21 protein-coding genes are annotated in these 22,969 nt (G+C 70.4%); 10 read left to right on the forward strand and 11 right to left on the reverse strand.

Annotation, left to right across the window (positions count from 1 at the left end; translation table 11 throughout):
• Positions 1-22: 22 nt before the first annotated feature.
• Together IEY95_RS29090 and IEY95_RS29095 are read right to left on the reverse strand one after the other, a co-directional pair.
• A complete protein-coding gene (locus tag IEY95_RS29090) occupies positions 23-655 on the reverse strand; it encodes a DUF6230 family protein (protein ID WP_189189131.1) in 633 nt (210 codons plus the stop codon).
• A 621-nt stretch (positions 656-1,276) separates the two neighbouring features.
• The gene (locus IEY95_RS29095; RefSeq protein WP_189189132.1) at positions 1,277-2,254 is read right to left on the reverse strand and encodes a tetratricopeptide repeat protein; all 978 of its coding nucleotides are present in this window, start codon (positions 2,252-2,254) and stop codon (positions 1,277-1,279) included.
• A gap of 245 nt (positions 2,255-2,499) precedes the next feature.
• Between IEY95_RS29095 and IEY95_RS29100 the strand changes: the two genes are divergently transcribed.
• Positions 2,500-3,126, forward strand: coding sequence for a TetR/AcrR family transcriptional regulator (locus tag IEY95_RS29100; protein ID WP_189189133.1), 627 nt, complete (start codon positions 2,500-2,502; stop codon positions 3,124-3,126).
• 110 nt (positions 3,127-3,236) lie between these two features.
• Here the strand turns inward: IEY95_RS29100 and icmA are convergent, their stop codons facing one another.
• From icmA to IEY95_RS29120, 4 genes are all read right to left on the reverse strand, one after another.
• On the reverse strand, positions 3,237-4,937 hold the full coding sequence (icmA, locus tag IEY95_RS29105; RefSeq protein WP_189189134.1) for a coenzyme B12-dependent isobutyryl-CoA mutase large subunit: 1,701 nt from the start codon (positions 4,935-4,937) through the stop codon (positions 3,237-3,239).
• A gap of 75 nt (positions 4,938-5,012) precedes the next feature.
• Entirely contained in the window at positions 5,013-5,351 is a 339-nt protein-coding gene (locus IEY95_RS29110; protein WP_189189135.1) for a DUF3817 domain-containing protein, read from the reverse strand.
• Between the two features lie 118 nt (positions 5,352-5,469).
• Entirely contained in the window at positions 5,470-5,979 is a 510-nt protein-coding gene (locus IEY95_RS29115; RefSeq protein WP_189189136.1) for a MarR family winged helix-turn-helix transcriptional regulator, read from the reverse strand.
• Between the two features lie 10 nt (positions 5,980-5,989).
• On the reverse strand, positions 5,990-7,459 hold the full coding sequence (locus IEY95_RS29120; protein WP_189189137.1) for an MFS transporter: 1,470 nt from the start codon (positions 7,457-7,459) through the stop codon (positions 5,990-5,992).
• 92 nt (positions 7,460-7,551) lie between these two features.
• Here IEY95_RS29120 and IEY95_RS49300 point away from each other — a divergent pair, with 92 nt between their 5' ends.
• Positions 7,552-8,535 (forward strand): ArsR/SmtB family transcription factor, encoded by a 984-nt coding sequence (locus IEY95_RS49300; RefSeq protein WP_189189138.1) that lies wholly within the window; start codon positions 7,552-7,554, stop codon positions 8,533-8,535.
• A gap of 134 nt (positions 8,536-8,669) precedes the next feature.
• Here IEY95_RS49300 and IEY95_RS29130 read toward each other — a convergent pair whose 3' ends face one another.
• The gene (locus IEY95_RS29130; RefSeq protein ID WP_189189139.1) at positions 8,670-8,963 is read right to left on the reverse strand and encodes an MTH1187 family thiamine-binding protein; all 294 of its coding nucleotides are present in this window, start codon (positions 8,961-8,963) and stop codon (positions 8,670-8,672) included.
• On the reverse strand, positions 8,960-9,304 hold the full coding sequence (locus IEY95_RS29135; RefSeq protein WP_189189140.1) for a DUF3817 domain-containing protein: 345 nt from the start codon (positions 9,302-9,304) through the stop codon (positions 8,960-8,962). The genes IEY95_RS29130 and IEY95_RS29135 overlap by 4 nt, the downstream gene beginning before the upstream one ends.
• A gap of 178 nt (positions 9,305-9,482) precedes the next feature.
• Here IEY95_RS29135 and IEY95_RS29140 point away from each other — a divergent pair, with 178 nt between their 5' ends.
• The 4 genes from IEY95_RS29140 to IEY95_RS29155 all read left to right on the forward strand — a co-directional run bounded on the left by IEY95_RS29140 (position 9,483) and on the right by IEY95_RS29155 (position 12,133).
• Complete coding sequence (locus IEY95_RS29140) at positions 9,483-10,115, forward strand: AIM24 family protein (RefSeq protein WP_189189406.1); 633 nt, start codon at positions 9,483-9,485, stop codon at positions 10,113-10,115.
• Position 10,116: 1 nt separating this feature from the next.
• Positions 10,117-10,767: an AIM24 family protein gene (locus IEY95_RS29145; RefSeq protein ID WP_189189141.1), complete on the forward strand. Its 651-nt coding sequence runs from the start codon at positions 10,117-10,119 to the stop codon at positions 10,765-10,767.
• Positions 10,764-11,564, forward strand: a complete 801-nt coding sequence (locus tag IEY95_RS29150; RefSeq protein ID WP_189189142.1) for an AIM24 family protein — start codon at positions 10,764-10,766, stop codon at positions 11,562-11,564. The genes IEY95_RS29145 and IEY95_RS29150 overlap by 4 nt, the downstream gene beginning before the upstream one ends.
• A 92-nt stretch (positions 11,565-11,656) precedes the next feature.
• A complete protein-coding gene (locus IEY95_RS29155; RefSeq protein ID WP_189189143.1) occupies positions 11,657-12,133 on the forward strand; it encodes a MarR family winged helix-turn-helix transcriptional regulator in 477 nt (158 codons plus the stop codon).
• Between the two features lie 42 nt (positions 12,134-12,175).
• On the opposite strand, the gene IEY95_RS29160 is transcribed toward IEY95_RS29155, so the two are convergent.
• The 3 genes from IEY95_RS29160 to IEY95_RS29170 form a co-directional block, all read right to left on the reverse strand.
• Complete coding sequence (locus IEY95_RS29160; RefSeq protein WP_189189144.1) at positions 12,176-13,453, reverse strand: MFS transporter; 1,278 nt, start codon at positions 13,451-13,453, stop codon at positions 12,176-12,178.
• A gap of 322 nt (positions 13,454-13,775) precedes the next feature.
• Entirely contained in the window at positions 13,776-14,732 is a 957-nt protein-coding gene (meaB, locus tag IEY95_RS29165; RefSeq protein ID WP_189189145.1) for a methylmalonyl Co-A mutase-associated GTPase MeaB, read from the reverse strand.
• A gap of 43 nt (positions 14,733-14,775) precedes the next feature.
• Positions 14,776-15,978, reverse strand: coding sequence for an acetyl-CoA C-acetyltransferase (locus IEY95_RS29170; protein ID WP_189189146.1), 1,203 nt, complete (start codon positions 15,976-15,978; stop codon positions 14,776-14,778).
• A 146-nt stretch (positions 15,979-16,124) separates the two neighbouring features.
• On the opposite strand from IEY95_RS29170, the gene mce reads away from it, so the two are divergent.
• From mce to IEY95_RS29190, 4 genes are all read left to right on the forward strand, one after another.
• Positions 16,125-16,565 carry a methylmalonyl-CoA epimerase gene (gene mce, locus IEY95_RS29175; RefSeq protein ID WP_189189147.1) on the forward strand — a complete coding sequence of 147 codons (441 nt, stop codon included), beginning with the start codon at positions 16,125-16,127 and terminating at the stop codon, positions 16,563-16,565.
• A 243-nt stretch (positions 16,566-16,808) separates the two neighbouring features.
• A complete protein-coding gene (gene scy / locus IEY95_RS29180; RefSeq protein WP_189189148.1) occupies positions 16,809-20,657 on the forward strand; it encodes a polarized growth protein Scy in 3,849 nt (1,282 codons plus the stop codon).
• A gap of 183 nt (positions 20,658-20,840) precedes the next feature.
• On the forward strand, positions 20,841-21,776 hold the full coding sequence (locus IEY95_RS29185) for a coiled-coil domain-containing protein (protein ID WP_189189149.1): 936 nt from the start codon (positions 20,841-20,843) through the stop codon (positions 21,774-21,776).
• Between the two features lie 224 nt (positions 21,777-22,000).
• Positions 22,001-22,969, forward strand: coding sequence for an ABC transporter ATP-binding protein (locus IEY95_RS29190; RefSeq protein WP_189189150.1), 969 nt, complete (start codon positions 22,001-22,003; stop codon positions 22,967-22,969).

Below are 22,969 nucleotides of genomic sequence, written 5' to 3' on the forward strand. Positions count from 1 at the left end.
CCCCCCCCCGCCCCCGGGGTGCTTAGTAGCACTCCTTGACGCCCTTGGACAGCGACATCTTCAGGCCGCTGAGCTTGAACGTACCGGCGGTGGTCGCCCACGCCGTCTGCTTGACATCGGTCAGGTCGGCCGAGTCGGCCTGCTGAGCGAACCCGTACGGGTTGGCCGCGTCACCCTTGCCGATGCCCGGACCCTTGCTGGCGTCCTTGGCCGCAACACCGATGTCGATGTTGTGGAACGTCGCGTTGGCCTCGAGGTCCTCGACGTCGATGTACAGGTTCTCGGCCTGGACCGGCGTGCCACCGCCGCCCGCCTTCAGGATCAGGCTGACTGATCCGAGCAGCGGGATGTCCGGGGTGACCACCGACTGGCACATGTTGGTGATCGACGCGTTCTTGAACGCCGAGACCGCGACGGGGTGAGCCGTCTTCTTTCCGTCGAGGGTGTACCCCGAGTCGATGGCTCCGTACTGCGAGAAGCCTTCGCCGTGGAGCGAGTCCGCCGTCACCTTGAACGACTGACCCGACACACTGAACGACGCGGCGAGAGCGCCCTGCGCGAGGGCGACACCTATCGCTGCCGTGGCGGCCACGCTGGGCACCATCACGACCGCGAACCGCTTCCATCTGGTCCCGCCACGCACCTGGGACTCCATATTTCCTCCTTCTCGGACGTACATCTCCTGGCCCTGACTGCCCCATGTCGGCGGCTCAGCCGGGCAGGGATGGGAGAAGTGCTACGTCCTCGGGAAGGAGAGCGCCCGATCTCGGAGGCGCGAACAGCGCCCGAATCACCGGCGATCACCCCCGAGCGACAACCACTGGTCGCGCCTGACACACATCACGCACAACCCTGCTGGACAGGCTCTGCCGAACGGCAAAGACCCCCCTGCCCAAGAGACGGCGCCACTGCCGCCGCCTCTACTCGGTGGGGACCCAGAAAACCCCTTGACCCGATTGGTTGTCGGGGTGGGGGAATGGACCGAGCGTCGCCGATCGTGGTGCATTCTCGCCGCCCGCACAAGGGGGTTCGTTACTCGCTAGTAACGGCCGGATAACCGAACAACGACCCGTCGGTATCGGTCGGCGACACAGGGTGGCCTCAGGCCGGGTGGCAGAACGGTTGATTAGCGGACGAAATCCGACAGATCAAGGCCCCTGACTTACTCCAAGTAACAGCGGCCGCGTTTACCAAGATTTGGTAAAGCGCGGCCACGTGTCGCTCTCTCGGCCAATCTTTCACCTGGGCATCACAAGCCCCGGTGTTTAGGGACAGGTCAGAACAGGGCCCTGGCCAGTGCCCGGCGCGCCGCGATCACCCGCGGATCGTCGGCACCGACCACCTCGAAGAGCTCGAGCAGCCGCAGCCGTACGGCGTCACGGTCATCACCCGCCGTGCGACGCACCGTGTCGATGAGCCGCCCGAACGCGTCTTCGACATGCCCGCCCACCAGGTCCAGGTCGGCGGCGGTGATCTGTGCCTCTGCGTCACCGGGCTTGTCGGCGGCGTCCTTACGCGCCTGCTGCGGGTCGACGCTCTGCACGCGCTGGAGCAACTCGGCCTGGGCGAGGCCCAGTTTGGCCTCCGTGTTGCCCGGGTCGTCACTCAGGACGTTCTTGTACGCCTGGATGGCACCGCCCAAGTCGCCCGCGTCCAGGGCCTGCACGGCGGCCTCGAGGAGCGCGTCGTACGGGCCGGCCGGCACCTCGGGCGCCTCCGGGGCGCTGCCGGGCTCGGCGTCCGCGTCGACGGTCAGGCCGGTGAGGCCGAAGCGCTGCTCGGCCACCTGGACGAGCTGGTCGAGGGTGCCGCGGATCTGCGCCTCGCCGGCCGCACCCTGGAAGAGCGGCAGCGCCTGCCCGGCGACCACCGCGAAGACGGCCGGGATCCCCTGGATCCCGAACTGCTGCATCAGCATCTGATTGGCGTCGACGTCGACCTTGGCGAGGACGAAGCGCCCGTTGTACTCGACGGCCAGCCGCTCCAGCACGGGGCTCAGCTGCTTGCAGGGCTCGCACCACTCGGCCCAGAAGTCGATGACGACCGGCACCTCGGTGGAGCGCTGCAGGACGTCACGCTCGAACCCCGCCTCGTCGACGTCGATGACGAGACTGGCGGGTGACACGGCCCCGCCCCCACCGCCCTGCCTGGCCGCTTCGGCGCGTGCCTGCTCCGCCTTCGCCTTGGCCTCCTGGGCCGCCTTCACCGCGGCGAGGTCGACGACTCCGCTCATGGACATGTTCCGTGGCTGCATGAGTACATCCTCCCCCTTCTGTGCGCGCGCGTGAAAAGCGTTCCGAAAGCCAGGCGTTTTACGACTTGATACGTGATGCTCGGCGCCGGGTCCCCACCTGGCGCCAGTGGTTGTCGCTCGCACACGATCGCGGTGCACGAGCTTTCGCTACGCGTCGTAGCGTAACTGTCGGGAGACCTCTTCGTGGGCGATACCCCGGTGATCTCCCTCACGACTTCACAGAACGGCCGGATATGGTCACTGGCATGCAAAGTCGCACTTCCGCCCCCCGCACGGGGCGCCCGCGCAGCGCAGCCGCGGACGCCGCGATCCTGGAGGCGACGCGCGCGGCGCTGGTCGAACTGGGCTGGTCCAAGCTGACGCTGGGAGACGTGGCGACCCGCGCCGGGGTCGCGAAGACCACGTTGTACCGCCGCTGGGCGGGCAAGAACGAACTCGTGGTGGACGCCGTCGCCGTCCTCTTCGACGAGCTGGAACTCCCCGACCGGGGGAGCCTGGCGGCGGACATCGAGGGCGTCGTGCTCCAGTTCGCGGCGATCCTGGGCCGCCCGGAGGCCAAGACGGCGCTGATGGCCGTCGTGGCGGAATCCACCCGTGACGAGCCCCTGCGCGAGCGCATCCGTACGTCGATCGTCGACCGGCAGAAGCGCCTCGTCCTGGAGGGCCGCGCCCGCGCCACCGCCCGCGGTGAGCTTCCCCCGGAGTCCGACCCGGCCGCCGCCGCCCGGACCGCCGACCTGATCTTCGACATGGTCGCGGGTGCGGTGGTCCATCGCACCCTCGTCAGCGCGGAGCCCGCGGACGAGGAGTGGGTCCGCAGCTTCACCCGTGTACTGCTGCTGGGGCTGAAGGGGGCGACGGGGCAGGACTAGTACGCGCGGTTCCCCGGACCCCTTCAGGGGCGCGGGAAACCGCGCGGGCGGGGTCCGGGGCGGAGCCCCGGGTCGGGACGGGCAGGGGGCGGAGGGGGCGAAGAAACCCCTCAGAAGCCCGCCGGCTCCGTGTACACCCCCCACTCGTCCCGGAGGGCATCGCAGATCTCGCCGAGCGTGGCCTCGGCCCGCACGGCGTCCAGCATGGGCGCGATCATGTTGGCCCCGTCCCGCGCGGCCGCCAGCATGGCGTCCAGAGCGGTCCGGACAGCCGCGTCGTCCCGCCCGGCCTTGCGCCCGCCGAGCACCCGCACCTGCTCCCGCTCGACCTCATGACTGACCCGCAGAATCTCCAGGTCGCCCGTCACCGAGCCATGGTGGACATTGACGCCCACCACCCGCTTGTCGCCCTTCTCCAGCGACCGCTGGTACTGGAACGCGGACTCGGCGATCTCCCCGGTGAACCACCCGTCCTCGATCCCCCGCAGGATCCCGGAGGTGATCGGTCCGATCGGATGCTGCCCGTCGGGGTGCGCCCGCAGCCCCCGCTCCTTGATCTGCTCGAAGATCTTCTCCGCGTCGGCCTCGATCCGGTCGGTGAGCTGCTCGATGTACCAGGAACCACCCAGCGGGTCGGCCACGTTGGCGACCCCGGTCTCCTCCATCAGCACCTGCTGAGTGCGCAGGGCGATCTCCGCGGCCTGCTCGCTCGGCAGCGCCAGCGTCTCGTCCAGCGCGTTCGTGTGCAGGGAGTTCGTCCCGCCGAGTACCGCCGCCAGCGCCTCCACGGCCGTACGCACCACGTTGTTGTACGGCTGCTGAGCAGTCAGCGAGACACCCGCCGTCTGGGTGTGGAACCGCAGCCACTGCGCCTTCTCGGACGTGGCCCCGTAGACATCGCGCATCCAGCGGGCCCAAATCCGCCGCGCCGCCCGGAACTTGGCGATCTCCTCGAAGAAGTCGACATGCGCGTCGAAGAAGAAGGAGAGACCGGGGGCGAAGACATCGACGTCCAGTCCGCGCGACAGGCCGAGCTCCACGTACCCGAAGCCGTCCGCCAGCGTGTACGCCAACTCCTGCGCGGCGGTGGCCCCCGCCTCGCGGATGTGGTAGCCGGAGACGGACAGCGGCTTGTACGCGGGGATCTTCGACGCGCAGTGCTCCATGAGGTCGCCGATGAGGCGGAGGTGCGGCTCGGGCTGGAAGAGCCACTCCTTCTGCGCGATGTACTCCTTGAAGATGTCGGTCTGGAGGGTGCCGTTGAGCACCGACGGATCGACACCCTGCCGCTCGGCGGCCACCAGGTACATGCAGAAGACGGGGACGGCCGGACCACTGATGGTCATCGAGGTCGTCACGTCACCCAGCGGGATGTCCTTGAACAGGACCTCCATGTCGGCCGCCGAGTCGATCGCGACCCCGCAGTGCCCGACCTCGCCGAGCGAGCGCGGATCGTCGGAGTCGCGTCCCATGAGCGTGGGCATGTCGAAGGCCACCGACAGTCCCCCGCCTCCGTTGGCGAGGATCATCTTGTAGCGCTCGTTGGTCTGCTCGGCGTTGCCGAACCCGGCGAACTGCCGGATGGTCCACGTACGCCCTCGGTAGCCGGTCGGATACAGGCCGCGGGTGAAGGGGTACTCGCCCGGCCAGCCGATCCGCTCGAAGCCCTCGTACTCGTCTCCGGGCCGCGGCCCGTACACGGGCTCCACGGGGTCGCCGGAGAGCGTCGTGAAATCTGCCTCGCGCTTGCGCGAAGCGTCGTAGCGGGCCTGCCAGCGTCGGCGGCCTTCCTCGATGGCGTCAGCGTCCATACCTTCGAATTTACTAGGACGTCCTAGTAAATGTCGATGGGACACCGCCGTACGTTGCCCGCACGGCGGTGGAAGTTATGCCTTCGCGACCGCGGGAGAGTCGTCCGCGACCTTGGACTCCAGCTCGTGGGAGACCTTGCGCTCCACGAAGAAGGCGGCCGTGGGGATCGTCCCGGCGAGCAGCACCCACAGCTGCTTGCCGACCGGCCACTTCGCCTTGGAGCCCAGGTCGAAGGCGAAGACCAGGTAGACGACGTACAGCCAGCCGTGCGCGATACCGACGACGCGGGTGAAGTCCGCGGCACCGTCCATGTCGAGCACGTACTTGGCGATCACGCCGAGGGTCAGCAGGACCAGCAGCACACCGGTGACGTAGGCCATCACGCGGTACCTGGTCAGCACGCTCTTCTTCATGGGGACGAGCGTAACGACCCCATTTGCGCGATCTTCGCGCGCCCCCACTCGTCCTCGGACACCCACCCTGGGAGCGAGGCCCTACTCGTCCTCGGACACCCGCCCTCGGAGCGAGGCCCTACTCGTCCTCGAAGTCCCGCGCGGCGACCCGCAGCGGCCGCAGCATCGCGAAGATCTCCGCGCACTCCTCCTCGTCGTACGCCCCGAGCCCGAAATCCATGGCCATCAGGTCGCGGGTGGCCGCGTCGCAGACCTCGCGGCCCTTCTCGGTGATGGAGGCGAGTGTGCCGCGCCCGTCGTTGGGGTTGGGCCGCTTGTCGACGAGCCCGGACCTCACCAGCCGGTCCACGGTGTTCGTGACGGACGTGGGGTGCACCATGAGCCGCTCGCCGATCTTGGACATCGGGAGCTCGCCGGCCTTGGAGAAGGTGAGCAGCACCAGTGCCTCGTAGCGCGCGAAAGTCAGTCCGTACGGCTTGACGACCGCATCCACCTCGGCGAGCAGGATCTGGTGTGCGCGCATGATCGATGTGATCGCGGCCATGGACGGTACGGATCCCCAGCGCTGCTTCCAGTGTTCGTCGGCGCGGGCGATGGGATCGAAGGCAAGGCTGAGCGGCTTCGGCACGCCAAAGACCTTACCGGCCGGTCACATCATGGTCAGCCCCGTCTCGCGTTTCGGTCGCCCGCCCCGGCGCGAGGGGGATTCCGCCCCCTCCGGCACCGGTCGCGACTCCCCTGTCCACCCTCCGCACGACCCCCTTTCCCGCGCACCGCGCCGCCGCCGATTCCGCTCGTCGCGCCTCCACCGCCAGCAGGACGCAGCAGACGGTGCCCAGCACACCCGCGCCCGCGACGGCAGCCCGCACCCCGGCGAACTCCGCGGCCACCCCCGCCAGCGCCATCCCCAGCCCCTGGACGGTCATCAGCCCCGCCGTGTTCAGGGTCATGGCCCGCCCCCGCAGCTCCTCCGGAACGGCCCGCACGAACCACTGGTCGAGGCCGAGCGTGTACGCCGACCCGGCGCCCGCGAGCAGCAGCAGGACCAGCGACCAGCCGAGTCCGGGCCGTAGGGCGTAGCCCACGTAGGGAAGGAGGGTGACGCAGACGAGCGGGAGGACGAGCCGGGTGCGGATGGCCGGGCGCAGCCTCGCCCCCGCGTACAACTCCCCCGCGATCGTGCCGACCGGCAGCGCACACATCAGCAGGCCGAGCCCGGCCGGCCCGGCGCCCAGCCCGTCGGCGTACGGAGCGGCCAGCGCCTCCGGCGCCACGGCGAACATCGGCGGCACCCAGAACAGCAGGAGCAGCGCACGCACGCGCCGGTCGGCGAGCACGAGCCGGGTGCCGCGCAGCGAGTCCCGCACCAGGGCCCCCGCCTGCCGGTCCCGGGCCGGCCGCCGCCGGGTGCCGAGACGCAGCAGTGCGGCGGACGCCAGGAACGTGCACACGGTGACGACGAGGGCGTGCCGCGGCGTGACGACGGTCAGCAGCAGGCCGCCGGCCGCGAAACCGGTGAGCAGCGCGCTCTGCGAGACGATCCGCAGCAGGGAACGGCCGAGTACGAACAAGTCTCCGTCGCCGAGCACGTCGGCGAGGGTCGCCGTCCGTGTGCCCTGGAAGACCGGTGAGACCACGGCGAGGGCGCACCTCATCGCGAGCAGTACGGCCGTGGGCGCGCCCGGCGTCACCATCACGGCCACGCACCCCGCGCACACCAGGTCGCACACCACCAGCACCCGCCGGGCCGGGAAACGGTCGGCGACGCCCGCGAGCAGGGTTCCGCCGACGAGGTACGGCAGGAAGCCGAGCGCGAAGGTGAGGGAGCTCAGCAACGGGGAGCCGGTCAGGTCGTAGACCAGGACCGACAGGGCGATCTCGCTGACCACCAGCCCGAGCAGCGACAGGGCGTGCGCGGCGAAGACGGCCCTGAACTCCCGTACGGCGAAGACGCGGCCGTAGCCCGTGACGTCGGGGGCGGCGTCCGCGGCGCGCGGCGCCGGGGTGCCCGCCGGCCCTGTTCCCTCTGTGTCCTGCGCTTCTGTGTCCTGCGCTTCTGTGTCCTGCGCTTCTGTGTCCTGCGCCTCTGTGTCCTGTGCTTCCCGCATGGGCAGCAGCGTGCCCGCCCGCCGACGGGACCCGTAGAGTTTCGGTCTCAGCCGAATCTTCCGGACCGTCGAAGCCCAGCGTGGGAGGCGCCGTGCCGTCCCTGCTGCACTTCGGGGAGGACGACCTCCTCAACTGCCGCTTCGCGGTGTCCCCGCTGTGGGAGACCCTCGAGGCGGTGCGGACGCTGAACCGTCCCGCGCGCCACGGCTACCACGCGCACTGGCTGCGGCGGATCCGCGCCGCCGCGGCGGGGCTCGACCTCGCGCCCCTGTGGCTGCTCATGCCGCGGCGCGGCTACTCCCCCGACTGGCTGGGCCGGCCTCCGATCGGCCCGGCCGCCACCTTCGGGGAGGAGATCGCGGCGGTCCGCGCGGCCGACCCCGAGTCGGCCCGTGAGGAGACCGCACGGTCACTCACGGACACCCCCGGCGCCCTCGAGTCCGCCCGCGGGCGGGCCCTGCTGGAGGACCCGGTCCGCATGGTCCGGGAGCTGGCCGACCTGGTGGAGGAGGCCTGGCACACCCTCCTCGAACCGGACTGGCCACGGCTGCGGGCCCTGCTGGAGGCGGACGTCTCGTTCCACTCACGGCGGCTCGCCGAGGTCGGCCTCGGCGGGCTGCTTCCGGAGATCGACCCGCGGTTCGGCTGGCGCGCCCGGACGCTGGCCGTCGAGTGGAAGGGGCTCCACGAGCGGGACCTCGCGGGGCAGGGACTCGTCCTGGTGCCCAGCGTCTTCATCTGGCCGGACGTGGTCAGCTCCTTCGACCCGCCCTGGCAGCCCACGCTCGTCTACCCTGCGCGGGGCATCGGCGGTCTGTGGTCCGGGCCGTCGGACCGAGCGCCCGACGCGCTCGTACGGCTGCTCGGGCGGGGGCGGGCCGCCGTGCTCACCGCACTGGCCGAGCCCGCCACCACGACGGTCCTGGCGCAACGTCTCGGGCTCGCGCCGTCCTCCGTATCGGCCCACCTCGCGACGCTCCGCGACGCGGGCCTGCTCACCTCCCGCCGCTACGGCCACCAGGTCCTCTACGAGCACACGCCCCTGGGCCTGGCCCTGGCGTCCGGAGCTGGGTGACCCGCTGGGGCTCCGCGTTCACGGCGCCGGCCGGGGCGCGCTGACGGACGCAGGCCGCGAGGCACGAAGAAACCCCGGCCCAGGGGCCGGGGTTCGGGAGACGGACCTCCACGGGAGGTCCGGTTGACGGAGGCTTACGCGGACAGGTGCCGCTCCACCGTCTCCACCTTGGAGGTCATACCGTCCGTCACGCCGGGACGGATGTCCGCCTTGAGGACGACCGAGACGCGCGGTGCACGCTCCTCGACGACGGCGACGGCGCGCTTGACGACGTCCATCACTTCGTCCCACTCGCCTTCGATCGAGGTGAACATCGCGTCGGTGCGGTTCGGCAGACCCGACTCTCGGACCACGCGGACGGCGTCGGCGACGTACTCCCCAACGTCCTCGCCGACGCCCAGCGGTGTCACGGAGAAGGCGACGATCATGCGTTCACGATCCCTTCCTTGCGGGCGCGAGACGCGATGACCGCGTTCTCGGCCTCGCGCTTGAGCTTGCGCTCGGCGAAGAAGCCGCCGGTCGGCAGGACGGAGAGAACGAAGTAGAGGATGCCGGTCCCCCCGCTCCACTTGGCGCGGTTCCAGGCGTCCGCCCAGAAGATCACGTACAGGATGAAGAGGACGCCGTGGATGGCGCCCATGACGGGCACCGCGTTGAAGTCCGTGGTCCGCTTCAGCACCGAGCAGACGAGCAGCAGCAGAAAGGAGACAGCCTCGGGGGCCGAGACCAGGCGGAGGCGGCGGAGGGCGGAGGCGGTCTTTATGTCCACGGGTCACCTTCGGTGGGAGAGTCGTCAACGCTTTGTGAACGCAAGCACAAGCGTCCGCCCATTGTGGCACTCGGGCTTCGCGCCTCCCGGCAGGGGGTCTCGGGGTGTCTTCGGGGTCCGGATCATCCCGCGGGCTCTGTCGGCGGCCCCACCCGGCGGCTACCTTCACAGCGTGGCGATGTTTCGACTTCAAGGCAGCAAGGTGCTGGCCGTCGACATGACCGGGGACGCCGTAAAGGCGAAGAACGGCTCGATGGTCGCGTACGACGGCCAGATGGCCTTCAAGAAGCTGAGCGGGGGCGGTGAGGGCATACGGGGGATGGTGACCCGGCGCCTCACCGGTGAGCAGATGACGGTGATGGAGGTGAAGGGACACGGGACCTGCTGGTTCGCGGACCGTGCCTCCGAGATCAACCTCGTCGATCTCCAGGGGGACAAGCTGTACGTGGAGTCGAGCAATCTGCTCGCGACGGACGCGGGGCTGCGCACCGGCACGTCCTTCACGGGCCTGCGGGGCGCCTCACAGGGCAACGGACTGTTCACGACCACCGTCGAGGGACACGGGCAGGCGGCGATCATGTCCGACGGCCCGGCGGTGGTGCTGCGGGTGAGCTCCCAGTACCCGCTGACGGTCGACCCGGGCGCGTACATCGCGCACCAGGGCAATGTGCGCCAGTCCTTCCAGTCCGGTGTGACGTTCCGCACGTTGCTCGGCGAGGGCGGCGGCGAGGCGTTCCAGATCCGCTTCGAGGGCGACGGCCTGGTCTATGTGCAGCCCAGTGAGCGCAACACGATCGCGGGGGACGTGTGACATGCCCTTTCGCGAAGTGAACTCGAAGATGGTCGAGGCCACGGTGCTGCCGGGCCAGCGGATGTTCAGCCAGCGCGGCGCGATGCTCGCCTACCGGGGCGAGGTCTCCTTCACCCCCAACATCCAGGGCGGCCAGGGCGGTGTCATGTCGATGATCGGCCGCCGCCTGGCCAACGAGGCCACTCCACTGATGACCGTCGAGGGCTCCGGCACGGTGCTCTTCGGGCACGGCGGCCATCACGTGCAAGTGATCAATCTCACAGGCGACACCTTGTACGTCGAGGCGGACCGGCTGCTCGCCTTCGACGGCACTCTCCAGCAGGGCACGATGTTCCTCGGCTCGCAGGGCGGGGTCATGGGCATGATGCGGGGCCAGGTGACCGGCCAGGGCCTCTTCACCACGACCCTCAAGGGACACGGCGCGGTCGCCGTCATGGCGCACGGCGGCGTCTTCGAGATCCCGATCACCCCGCAGCGCCCGGTCCACGTCGACCCGCAGGCGTACGTCGCCCACCACGGCGACGTACGCAACAAGCTGTCCACGGCGCTGGGCTGGCGCGACATGGTGGGCCGCGGCTCGGGCGAGGCGTTCCAGCTGGAGCTGAGCGGTAATGGTGCGGTGTACGTCCAGGCCTCGGAGGAGAAGCTGTGAGCGCGTACGGGACTCCGGGCGGCCCGGTGATCCACGACCCGATGTCGCTGCCGGTCGACGACAACGTCAACAAGTACACCTTCTGCGTCGAGCTCAAGGGGAGCCAGTGGTTCCTGCAGAAGGGCAAGATGATCGCCTACTACGGGTCGATGGAATTCAACGGCGTCGGACACGGCCGGCTCGACCGTCTCGTGCGCACGTCGTTCCATTCGCCTCTGCACGCGAGCGACTGGGTCGTGGCCGAGGGTTCGGGCAAGATGCTCCTCGCCGACCGGGCCTTCGACGTCAATTCGTATGACCTGGACGACGGCAACCTGACCATTCGCTCGGGCAACCTCCTCGCTTTTCAGCCAAGTCTTGCCCTCAAGCAGTCGATCGTGCCGGGGTTTCTGACCCTGATCGGAACCGGCAAGTTCGTGGCCGCATCCAACGGTCCGGTGGTGTTCATGGAACCTCCGATTCGGGTGGACCCTCAGGCCCTGGTGGGCTGGGCCGACTGCCCCTCCCCGTGCCATCACTACGACCACGGGTACATGACAGGTGTAATGGGCGGTCTACGTGCGATGACAGGCCTCGGCGGGGCCTCTGGAGAGGAGCACCAGTTCGAGTTCGTAGGGGCCGGCACGGTGCTGCTCCAGTCCACCGAAACCCTCATGGCCGAGCAGGCCACGGGCGCGGTCCCGCACGAGCCGGGAGTACCGGGCGCGAGCGGGGTACCAGGTCATCAGGGACAGCAAGCCGGCACACCGCGCCTTCCCGGACAGCTGGGGGACCTCCAGCGTCGCTTCGGGCTGTGAGCGGTAGTCTGCGGAGTGTGACATCGAACGCGTGCGCACAGTCACACCACCCTCACTAGTTCGCCTTTCAACATTTTAGGTAGACTTCATTTATGGAGACCGAGACGGCCACGCGCTGGCTGACCGATGCGGAGCAGTGCGCCTGGCGCACCCACCTGGAGGTCAACAGGCTGTTGACGTACCAGCTCGAGAGGGACCTGCAGCCGTTCGGGCTGACGATGAACGACTACGAGATCCTGGTCAACCTCTCCGAGTCGGAGGGCCTACGGATGCGGATGAGTGACCTCGCGTCCGCCACCCTCCAGTCCAAGAGTCGGCTCTCGCACCAGATCACGCGCATGGAGAACGCGGATCTGGTGCGACGCGAGAACTGCGAGTCTGACCGCCGGGGCCTGTATGCCGTCCTCACCGAGCACGGCATGGAGACGATGAAGAAGGTCGCGCCGTATCACGTGGCGTCCGTGCGGAGGCACTTCATCGATCTGCTCTCCCCGGAGGCTCTGGAAGACCTCCACAAGTCGTTGCGGCCGATCGCCGAGCATCTGCGAGGGCAGCGGGGCAAACCGTAGCGGTTCGGAAGCTGCCGGACGTCCTGGGGCGGTCTGACGTCCTCAGACGGCCGGCTGCTCGGGAGCTGTCGGCTGTTCGTGGCTGATCGCGCAGTTCTCCGCGCCCTCGACGGGGCGCGGAGAAGTGCCCGCACCCCGCACGGAGATCAGGCCCGCGGCGACGGCCACCGCTCCCGAGGCCGCGAAGCACAGGCCCAGTGACACGTGGCCCACCAGGAGCCCGACCCCTGCGGCGCCCCCCGAACTGCCCGCGTTCACCGCGGTGTTCACCCAGGCGCCCGCCTGGGTGCGGAAGCCCGGCGGAGCCGCCTCGTCGGCGATCAGGTAGGACGTGGTCAGGGCCGGGGCGACGAAGAAGCCCGCGCAGGCCACGGCGACGGTCAGTGTGCCGAGGCCGGGAGCGAGCCCCGCGGCGAGCAGGGCGAGACCCAGGCCGCCGGCCTGGAGCGGCAGCCGCACCCGCGCGGGCCTGCGCCAGTTGACGGCGCCGTTCAGCAGGCCGCCCAGCGCGCTGCCCACCGACAGCGCGGCGAGCACCCAGGCCACTACGTCGTCCCCGTGATGGCGCTGCTGGGCGAAGGCCATCACGAGAAGGTCCAGGGATCCCAGAGACAGCCCTACGCCCGCCGCGACGACGACGGGCTGCGCGAGCGCGCGTCCGCCGCGGAACCGGCGCCCGGAGCGTGCCCGCTTCTTCTCCGCGGCCGGTCGTACGCCCGCCACGACCGGCGACAGCACGAACGCGAGGGTGCCGGCCCACACCAGCAGGGCGCTGAGCGCGACCCCGGCGGCCGGCGGCGCGAACTGCACGACCGCGCCCACCAGCAACGGCCCCGAGACGAAGAGGATCTCCTCCGCCACGCCGTCCAGGCTGTACGCGCGCTGCAACAGCAGCCGGTCCTCGACCACTTCGCCCCACACGGCGCGCATCGTGGGGCCGAGGGGCGGCGTGCAACTACCGGCGGCGACGGCCAGCGCGCCGAGTGCCGCCGCCGGCGCTCCCGGCCGCCAGGCTGCCGCCGCGAAGGCCGTGAGCAGGCCCGCGTACAGCGAGGCCATCGGGAGGAGGGCACGGCGGGGGCCGTACCGGTCGATCAGGGCCGCCCTCGCGGGCGACAGGAACACGCTCATCGCGCCGAACAGCGCCATGACCGTGCCGGCCACGGCGTACGACCCGGTTGCCCGGGTCACGGTGAGCATCATGGCCAGCGAGATGATGCCGTACGAGAGCCTGCCGATCAGGGCGGCGGTAAAGGTGCGGCGGGTGTGGGGAATGCGGAAGAGCGCGGCGTACGAGGGCCGCGAGAGCGTCGCAGACATGCGAAAGGTTCCTCGACTTCGAGGCGGGTTGGGGGACGCCTGAGTGCCGCGACGACGCAGCGGCGATGCGCTGCCTGTCCGTCGCGGGCCTGGGCGGGCCCTATGCCAAGAGGAGGAACATGCGGCCCAACTTAGCAGCGGCCGGTGGAAGTTGACCAGGGAGTTTCTCGCCCCCTCCGCCCCTGCCCGTCCCGTCCCTGGGGGCTGCGCCCCCAGACCCCCGCCAAAAGATTGCGCAGTTCCCCGCGCCCCTGAAAAGGGCGCGGGGAACTGCGCGACACTGCGGGACGGGCAGGGCGGAGGGGGCGAGAAACGCCTCGGCTCAGCTCTCTGTCAGGCCCTCCACCAGGGAGTCCGCGGCCCGGTACGGGTCGAGTTCACCCGCCACGATCCGCTCCGCGAGCGCGCCGAGGTGACGGTCACCATGGAGGTCGCCGATGCGTTCACGCAGGGCCGTGACCGCGATGGTCTCCACCTCGTGGGCGGCGCGGGCCAGGCGCCGCTCGGCGAGCACCCCGTGCTCTTCCATCCACGCCCGGTGCTTCTCCAGCGCCTCGACGACCTCGTCGATCCCCTCGCCACGGGCGGCAACCGTCTTGACGATCGGCGGCCGCCAGTCGCCCGGACCGCGGGACTCTCCCAGCCCGAGCATGTGGTTCAGCTCACGCGCCGTCGCGTCGGCCCCGTCCCGATCGGCCTTGTTGACGACGTACACATCGCCGATCTCCAGGATTCCGGCCTTGGCCGCCTGGATCCCGTCGCCCATGCCGGGAGCGAGCAGGACGACCGACGTGTCCGCCTGGGACGCGATCTCGACCTCGGACTGGCCGACACCCACCGTCTCCACCAGCACCACGTCGCAGCCCGCCGCGTCCAGGACGCGGATCGCCTGCGGCGCGGCCCACGCGAGCCCGCCCAGGTGGCCGCGCGTGGCCATCGAGCGGATGTACACCCCGGGGTCGGACGCGTGCTCGGACATGCGCACGCGGTCGCCGAGCAGCGCGCCTCCGGAGAACGGCGAGGAGGGGTCGACGGCCAGCACTCCGACGCGCTTGCCCTGTCGCCGGTACGCCGTCACCAGGGCCGAGGTCGACGTCGACTTGCCGACGCCCGGCGATCCCGTCAGCCCCACCACGTACGCGTTACCGGCCAACGGCGCCAGCGCCGCCATGACCTCACGGAGCTGCGGTGCCGCCCCCTCCACCAGGGAGATCAGCCGGGCCACGGCCCGCGGCCGTCCTTCCCTGGCCTGGGCCACCAGCGAGGAGACGTCCTGCATCACAGCTCCGTTCAGTCGAGATTCCGCAAGAGGGGAACGCGTGTCAGGCCTTGGGTACCCGCACGATCAGCGCGTCACCCTGACCGCCGCCACCGCACAGCGCGGCCGCGCCCACGCCGCCGCCGCGCCGCTTCAGCTCAAGGGCGAGGTGCAGCACGAGCCGGGCACCGGACATCCCGATCGGGTGACCGAGAGCGATGGCGCCGCCGTTGACGTTCACCTTTTCCGTGGACACCCCGAGATCCTTCATTGACTGCACGGCGACCGCCGCGAAGGCCTCGTTGATCTCGATCAGGTCGAGGTCCTCGACCTCCAGGCCCTCCTTCTTGAGGGCGTGCACGATCGCGTTCGAGGGCTGCGACTGCAGGGAGTTGTCCGGGCCTGCCACGTTCCCGTGCGCGCCGATCTCGGCGATCCACTCCAGGCCGAGCTCCAGCGCCTTGGCCTTGCTCATCACGACCACGGCGGCCGCGCCGTCCGAGATCTGCGACGAGGTGCCGGCGGTGATCGTGCCGTCCCTGGTGAAGGCGGGGCGCAGCTTGCCGAGCGACTCGACGGTCGTCTCGCCGCGGATGCCCTCGTCCTTGCTGAAGACGACGGGCTCGCCCTTGCGCTGCGGAATCTCGACCGGCGTGATCTCCGCCTCGAAGATGCCGTTCTTCTGCGCGGCGGCCGCACGCTGGTGCGAGAGGGCCGCCACTTCGTCCTGCTCCGGACGGGCGATGCCGAGCCGCGTGTTGTGCTTCTCCGTCGATTCGCCCATGGCGATGTTCTCGAAGGCGTCCGTCAGACCGTCGTACGCCATGGCGTCGAGCATCTCGATCGCCCCGTACTTGTAGCCCTCACGGGACTTGGGGAGGAGATGCGGCGCGTTCGTCATCGACTCCTGGCCACCCGCGACGACGACATCGAATTCGCCCGCTCGGATCAGCTGGTCGGCGAGCGCGATGGCGTCCAGGCCCGACAGACACACCTTGTTGATGGTGAGCGCCGGGACGCTCATCGGGATGCCCGCCTTGACCGCGGCCTGGCGTGCCGGGATCTGCCCTGCCCCGGCCTGGAGCACCTGGCCCATGATCACGTACTGCACCTGGTCGCCACCGATCCCCGCACGGTCGAGGGCGGCCTTGATCGCGAAGCCTCCGAGGTCGGCTCCGGAAAAGGACTTCAGGGAGCCGAGCAACCGTCCCATCGGGGTGCGGGCACCCGCGACGATCACGGAAGTCGTGCTGTTCGTTCCAGACATGAGGTGCGATCCCCTTCCAGCTTGCACAGCTGAGGAGTGAACGAGGGTTTACTTGAATGTACTGAGCGGTAAGCCAGCCGTCATCCGGCCGCGAGTGTGATCGCGCGCACGTTGCGTAACCACCTCCGGAGCGCTGCACTGACTCCATGCTGACGCGAATCGACCACATTGGGATCGCCTGTTTCGACCTCGACAAGACCGTCGAGTTCTACCGGGCCACGTACGGCTTCGAGGTCTTCCACTCCGAGGTCAACGAAGAGCAGGGCGTACGCGAGGCCATGCTCAAGATCAACGAGACGTCCGACGGCGGCGCCTCCTACCTCCAGCTCCTGGAGCCCACCCGCGACGACTCCACCGTGGCGAAGTGGCTCGCCAAGAACGGCGAGGGCGTGCACCACATCGCCTTCGGTACGGCGGACGTCGACGCCGACGCCGCCGACATCAAGGACAAGGGCGTACGCGTGCTCTACGACGAGCCCCGGCGCGGGTCCATGGGCTCCCGCATCACCTTCCTGCACCCAAAGGATTGCCACGGTGTCCTGACAGAACTGGTCACTTCGGCTGCTGTTGAGTCACCTGAGCACTGACCCCCGTATATCTGGGCCGGTAGGGTTGGGGGCGGCCGTCGCCTTTTCGCGGGGACGGCCGAGGTCCTGCCGCATTCCAGCGCGCAGAACCGAGGGCCGGGGTCCAGGTTTCGAGGGACGAGCGTCGGGGCAGCAGCCCATGCTCCGCCGTTGATCTGACACCATTCCCCGGGGGCCCCGTTCGGCGGATGGACGGAGCTCGTTTGGAGAGACTTGCGACCAGGGGACGGATGGGACCGCGCAGTGCGGGGCTACGAACGCCAGGAGCGAGAGCCGGCGGCTGACGTCGACCACCTCTCTCGGTTCGAGGCCGAGATGGAGCGGCTGAAGACCGAGCGGGAGAAGGCCGTCCAGCACGCCGAGGACCTCGGCTATCAGGTCGAGGTGCTGCGCGCCAAGCTGCACGAGGCGCGGCGCAGTCTGGCGACCCGTCCTGCCTACGACGGCGGCGACATCGGGTACCAGGCCGAGCAGCTGCTCCGTAATGCCCAGATCCAGGCCGACCAGCTGCGCTCGGACGCCGAGCGCGAGCTGAGCCAGGCCCGCGCGCAGACGCAGCGGATCCTGCAGGAACACGCCGAGCAGGCCGCGCGCCTTCAGGCGGAGCTGCACCAGGAAGCGGTCACGCGCCGCCAGCAGCTCGACCAGGAGCTGGCCGAGCGCCGGCAGACCGTCGAGTCGCACGTCAACGAGAACGTGGCATGGGCGGAGCAACTGCGCGCCCGCACCGAGTCGCAGGCCCGCCGTCTCCTGGAGGAGTCGCGCGCCGAGGCCGACCAGGCGCTGGCCGCCGCCCGCACGGAGGCCGAGCGGGTCGCCGCCGAGGCGCGGCAGCGGCTCACCACCGACGCCGAGGCGGCCCGCGCCGAGGCCGAGCAGCTGCTGCGCCGGGCCCGCACGGACGCCGAGCGGCTGCTGAACGCGGCGTCCACGCAGGCCCAGGAGGCCACCGACCACGCCGAGCAGCTGCGCAGCTCCACCGCGACCGAGTCGGACACCGCCCGCCGCCAGGCCACCGAGCTGAGCCGGGCCGCCGAGCAGCGCATGACCGAGGCGGATGCGGCGCTGCGCGCGGCGCGGGCCGAGGCCGACAAGGTCGTCGCCGAGGCGAAGGAGTCCGCGGCCAAGACCCTCTCCAGCGCGGAGTCGGCGAACGAGCAGCGCACGCGCACGGCGAAGGAGCAGGTCGCCCGGCTGGTCAGCGAGGCCACCAAGGAGGCCGAGACCACCAAGTCCGAGGCCGAGCAGGTCGTCGCGGAGGCGCGCGCCAAGGCCGAGAAGATCGTCGCGGAGGCCGAGAAGAACGCCCGCAGCCTCACCGCCGAGGAGACCGCGTCCCAGCTCGCCAAGGCCGCCCGTACCGCCGAGGACGTGCTCGACAAGGCGTCCGAGGAAGCCAAGACGACCACCAAGGCCGCCGCCGAGGAGGCCGAGCGGATCCGCACCGAAGCGGAGGCCGAGGCCGACCGGCTGCGAGCCGAGGCGCACGACATCGCCGAGCAGCTCAAGGGCACGGCGAAGGACGACACCAAGGAGTACCGCGCCAAGACGGTCGAACTGCAGGAGGAGGCGCGCCGTCTGCGCGGCGAGGCCGAGCAGCTGCGCGCCGACGCGGTCTCCGAGGGCGAGCGCATCCGCGCGGAGGCTCGCCGCGAGGCCGTCCAGCAGATCGAGGAGGCGGCCAAGACCGCCGAGGAGCTGCTCGCCAAGGCGAAGGCCGACGCGGACGAACTGCGCCAGACCGCCGCGACGGACAGCGAGAAGGTCCGCACCGAGGCCATCGAGCGCGCCACCACACTGCGCCGGCAGGCCGAGGAGACCCTGGAGCGCACCCGTGCCGAGGCCGAGCGGCATCGGGCGGAGGCGGTCGAGCAGTCCGAGGCGATCAACGCGGAGGCCGAGCGTGCGGCCGAGCGGCTGCGCGAGGAGACCGAGCGCGCCATAGCGGCTCGCCAGGCCGAGGCCGCCGAGGAGCTGACCCGTCGCCACACGGAGGCCGAGGAGCGCCTCGCCGCCGCCGAGCAGGCGCTGACGGACGCGCGCGCGGAGGCCGAGCGGATCCGCCGCGAGGCCGCCGAGGAGACGGACCGGCTGCGCACGGAGGCCGCCGAGCGGATCCGCGCGCTGCAGGCACAGGCCGAGGCCGAGGCCGAGCGACTGCGCAACGAAGCGGCCGCGGACGCGTCCACCTCACGCGCCGAGGGCGAGACCATCGCCGTACGACTGCGTTCGGAGGCCGCGGCGGAGGCCGAGCGGCTGAAGTCGGAGGCCCAGGACAGCGCCGATCGCGTACGGGCGGAGGCGCAGGCCGCGGCCGAGCGGCTGGCGACCGAGGGCGCCGAGACGCTGGCCGCCGCGCAGGAGGAGGCCGCCAGGCGCCGCCGCGAGGCCGAGGAGCTTCTCGGCTCCGCGCGCCAGGAGGCCGACCAGGAGCGCGAGCGGGCCCGTGAACAGAGCGAGGAGCTGCTGGCTTCCGCGCGCAATCGCGTCGACGAGGCGCAGGCCGAGGCCGTACGCCTGGTCGAGGAGGCCGACCGGCGGGCGACCGAGATGGTCTCGAGCGCCGAGCAGACCGCTCAGCAGGTGCGCGACTCCGTCGCCGGGCTGCACGAGCAGGCCCAGGAGGAGATCGCGGGTCTGCGCAGCACCGCCGAGCACGTGGCGGACCGCACGCGGACCGAGGCGCAGGAGGAGGCGGACCGGGTCCGCGCCGACGCGTACGCGGAGCGGGAGCGGGCGTCCGAGGACGCGGCGCGCATCCGGCGGGAGGCGGCCCAGGAGACGGATGCCGCCTCGTCGCTCGCGGAGCGCACGGTTTCCGAGGCCATCGCCGAGTCCGAGCGGCTGCGCTCGGACGCCGCCGACCACGCCCAGCGTGTCCGCACCGAGGCGTCCGACGCCATCGCGAACGCCGAGCAGGATGCTTCGCGGACCCGTGCGGACGCCCGGGAGGACGCCAACCGGATCCGTTCGGACGCGGCCACGCAGGCGGACACCCTCATCACCGAGGCGGCGGCGGAGGCCGAGCGGCTCACGACCGAGACCGCCGCCGAGGCCGAGCGCGTACGGGCCGAATCCGTGGCCAAGGCCGAGCAGCTCATCTCGGACGCGACCGGAGACGCGGAGCGGCTGCGGGCCGAGGCCGCCGAGACGGTCGGTTCCGCGCAGCAGCACGCCGAGCGGGTCCGCGCCGATTCGGAGCGCGTCAAGGCCGAGGCGGCGGCGGAGGCCGAGCGGCTCACGTCGTCGGCGCGCGAGGAGGCCGAGCGCACGCTGGACGAAGCGCGCCAGGAGGCCAACAAGCGCCGCTCCGAGGCGGCCGAGCAGGTCGACACCCTCATCTCGGAGACCGCGTCCGAGGCGGACAAGCTGCTCTCCGAGGCGCAGCAGAGCGCGCAGAAGACGACGGCGGCAGCCGAGTCGCAGGCCGACACGATGGTCGGGGCGGCGCGCAACGAGGCCGAACGACTGGTCTCCGAGGCGACCGTGGAAGGCAATTCCCTGGTGGAGCGGGCCCGTACGGACGCGGACGAGCTGCTGGTCGGCACGCGCCGGGACGCGACGGCGATAAGGGAGCGGGCGGAGGAGCTGCGCGACCGCATCACCACGGAGATCGAGGAGCTGCACGGGCGGGCCCGCCGTGAGTCGGCCGAGGCGATGAAGACGGCCGGCGAGCGCTGCGACGCGCTCGTGAAGGCGGCCGAGGACCAGCTCGCCGAGGCCGAGGCGAAGGCGAAGGACCTGGTGTCGGAGGCCAACTCCGAGGCGAGCAAGGTGCGTATCGCCGCGGTCAAGAAGGCGGAGGGTCTCCTCAAGGAGGCCGAGCAGAAGAAGAACTCGCTCGTCACCGAGGCCGAGAAGATCAGGTCCGAGGCGATCCAGGAGGCGAAGGCCGCGGTCGAGGAGGGCAAGCGCGACCTGGAGGTCCTGGTGCGCCGCCGCGAGGACATCAATGCGGAGATCTCCCGTGTCCAGGACGTCCTGGAGGCGTTGGAGTCTTTTGAGGCCCCGTCCGGCAACAAGGACGGTGGGATCAAGGCCGGCGCCGCCGCGGGCGCGACTCGTTCGGGTGGCAAGTCGTCAGAGGGCTAGCCAGAAGCACCGATTCCATGCTTTGTAGGGACCTTTGTCACAGGCTCTGGCAAGCCCTCCGACAGTTAGCCACCCAAAAGGAGTGTCATTCTCCAGATCAAACACGTATCCGCTCGATGACACACCGCTTTGACCCCTAGGATTCCCCCTATCACCTCACCGGTCTCATTCGACAGGAACCCCATGAGCGACACTTCCCCCTACGGCTTCGAGCTTGTGCGGCGTGGGTACGACCGCGCGCAGGTGGACGAACGCATCTCGAAGCTCGTCTCCGACCGTGACAGCGCTCTGGCCCGTATCACTGCTCTGGAAAAGCGCATCGAGGAGCTCCACCTCGAGACGCAGAACGCCCAGGCCCAGGTCAGCGACGCCGAGCCGTCGTACGCGGGTCTCGGCGCGCGCGTCGAGAAGATCCTCCGCCTCGCCGAGGAGGAGGCGAAGGACCTGCGCGAGGAGGCCCGTCGCGCTTCCGAGCAGCACCGCGAGCTCGCCGAGTCTGCGGCCCAGCAGGTCCGCAACGACGCAGAATCGTTCGCTGCGGACCGCAAGGCCAAGGCGGAGGACGAGGGCGTCCGGATCGTCGAGAAGGCCAAGAGCGACGCCTCGCAGCTGCGCGCCGATGCGCAGAAGGACGCGCAGTCCAAGCGCGAAGAGGCGGACGCCCTCTTCGAGGAGACCCGTGCCAAGGCCGCCCAGGCCGCCGCCGACTTCGAGACGAACCTCGCCAAGCGCCGCGAGCAGTCCGAGCGCGACCTGGCCTCGCGTCAGGCCAAGGCCGAGAAGCGTCTCGCGGAGATCGAGCACCGCGCGGAGCAGCTCCGCCTGGAGGCCGAGAAGCTGCGCACGGACGCCGAGCGCCGCGCCCGCCAGACGGTCGAGACGGCTCAGCGCCAGGCCGAGGACATCGTGGCCGACGCGAACGCCAAGGCCGACCGCATCCGTTCGGAATCCGAGCGCGAGCTCGCGGCTCTCACCAACCGCCGCGACTCGATCAACGCCCAGCTCACGAACGTCCGCGAGATGCTCGCGACGCTCACGGGCGCCGCGGTGGCCGCCGCCGGCACGCCGGCCGAGGACGAGCCGATCTCCCGTGGGGTTCCGGCCCAGCAGTCCCGGTAATCACCGAGCACCGTCAAAGGCCCGCACCCTCCGCCGGGGGCGCGGGCCTTTGTCGTACGACGAGGGGCGCGCGCCGTCGAGGGGGGCGCGGGGCCGTGACATGGTGCGCCTCCGCCGCGCGGACGCGCCCGGCCCGGGCGGCGCGGCAGCCGGCCACGGCGAGCAAGCGGCAGAGCCCCCGTGCTCAAGTGGCAGGGCCAAACCGCCCGACTTAGCGTGGCCGCATGATTGAGCTCGAGGGGCTGACCAAGCGGTACGGCGAGAAGGTGGCGGTGAACAACCTCACCTTCGCCGTTCGACCCGGCATCGTGACCGGCTTCCTCGGCCCCAACGGCGCCGGAAAATCCACGACGATGCGGATGGTGCTCGGGCTCGACCACCCGACCGCGGGCGATGTCCGGATCGACGGTCAGCACTACGACCACCTGAGGGACCCGCTCACATACATCGGCGCCCTGCTGGACGCGAAGGCCATGCACGGCGGCCGCAGCGCGTTCCATCACCTCCTCTGCCTCGCCCAGAGCAACGGCATCCCCAAGGCACGCGTCCACGAGGTCCTCGACACGGTGGGGCTCACCCCGGTGGCGAACAAGAAGGCCAAAGGCTTCTCGCTCGGTATGGGCCAGCGGCTCGGCATCGCGGGCGCGCTGCTCGGTGACCCGCGAATCCTGATGTTCGACGAGCCGGTCAACGGGCTGGACCCCGAGGGCATCCACTGGATCCGCAATCTGATGAAGTCGCTCGCGGCTCAGGGCCGTACCGTCTTCGTCTCCTCCCATCTCATGAGCGAGATGGCGCTGACCGCCGACCACCTCGTCGTCATCGGCCAGGGCAGACTCCTCGCCGACACTTCCATGGCCGACTTCATCCAGCAGAACTCGCGGTCGTACGTCCGTATCCGCTCCCCCCAGCGCGAGCGGCTTCTCGACGTGTTGCACGGCGCCGGGATCACGGTCGTCGAGACGGGCAGCGGCATGCTCGAAGTGGACGGCGGCAAACCGGAGCACATCGGCGAGCTGGCCGCGCAGCACCAGATCGTGCTGCACGAGCTCAGCCCCCAACAGGCCTCCCTGGAGGAGGCGTTCATGCAGCTGACCGCGGAGTCGGTGGAGTACCACGCGCACGCCGACACCCCGCACACACCGACCCCGCGGCCGGCCCCGCAATGGGGCGGCGACTGGAAGAGGGGCTGA

The sequence above is a fragment of the Streptomyces albiflavescens genome, from assembly GCF_014645835.1.
In the GTDB taxonomy this organism is placed as follows: domain Bacteria; phylum Actinomycetota; class Actinomycetes; order Streptomycetales; family Streptomycetaceae; genus Streptomyces; species Streptomyces albiflavescens.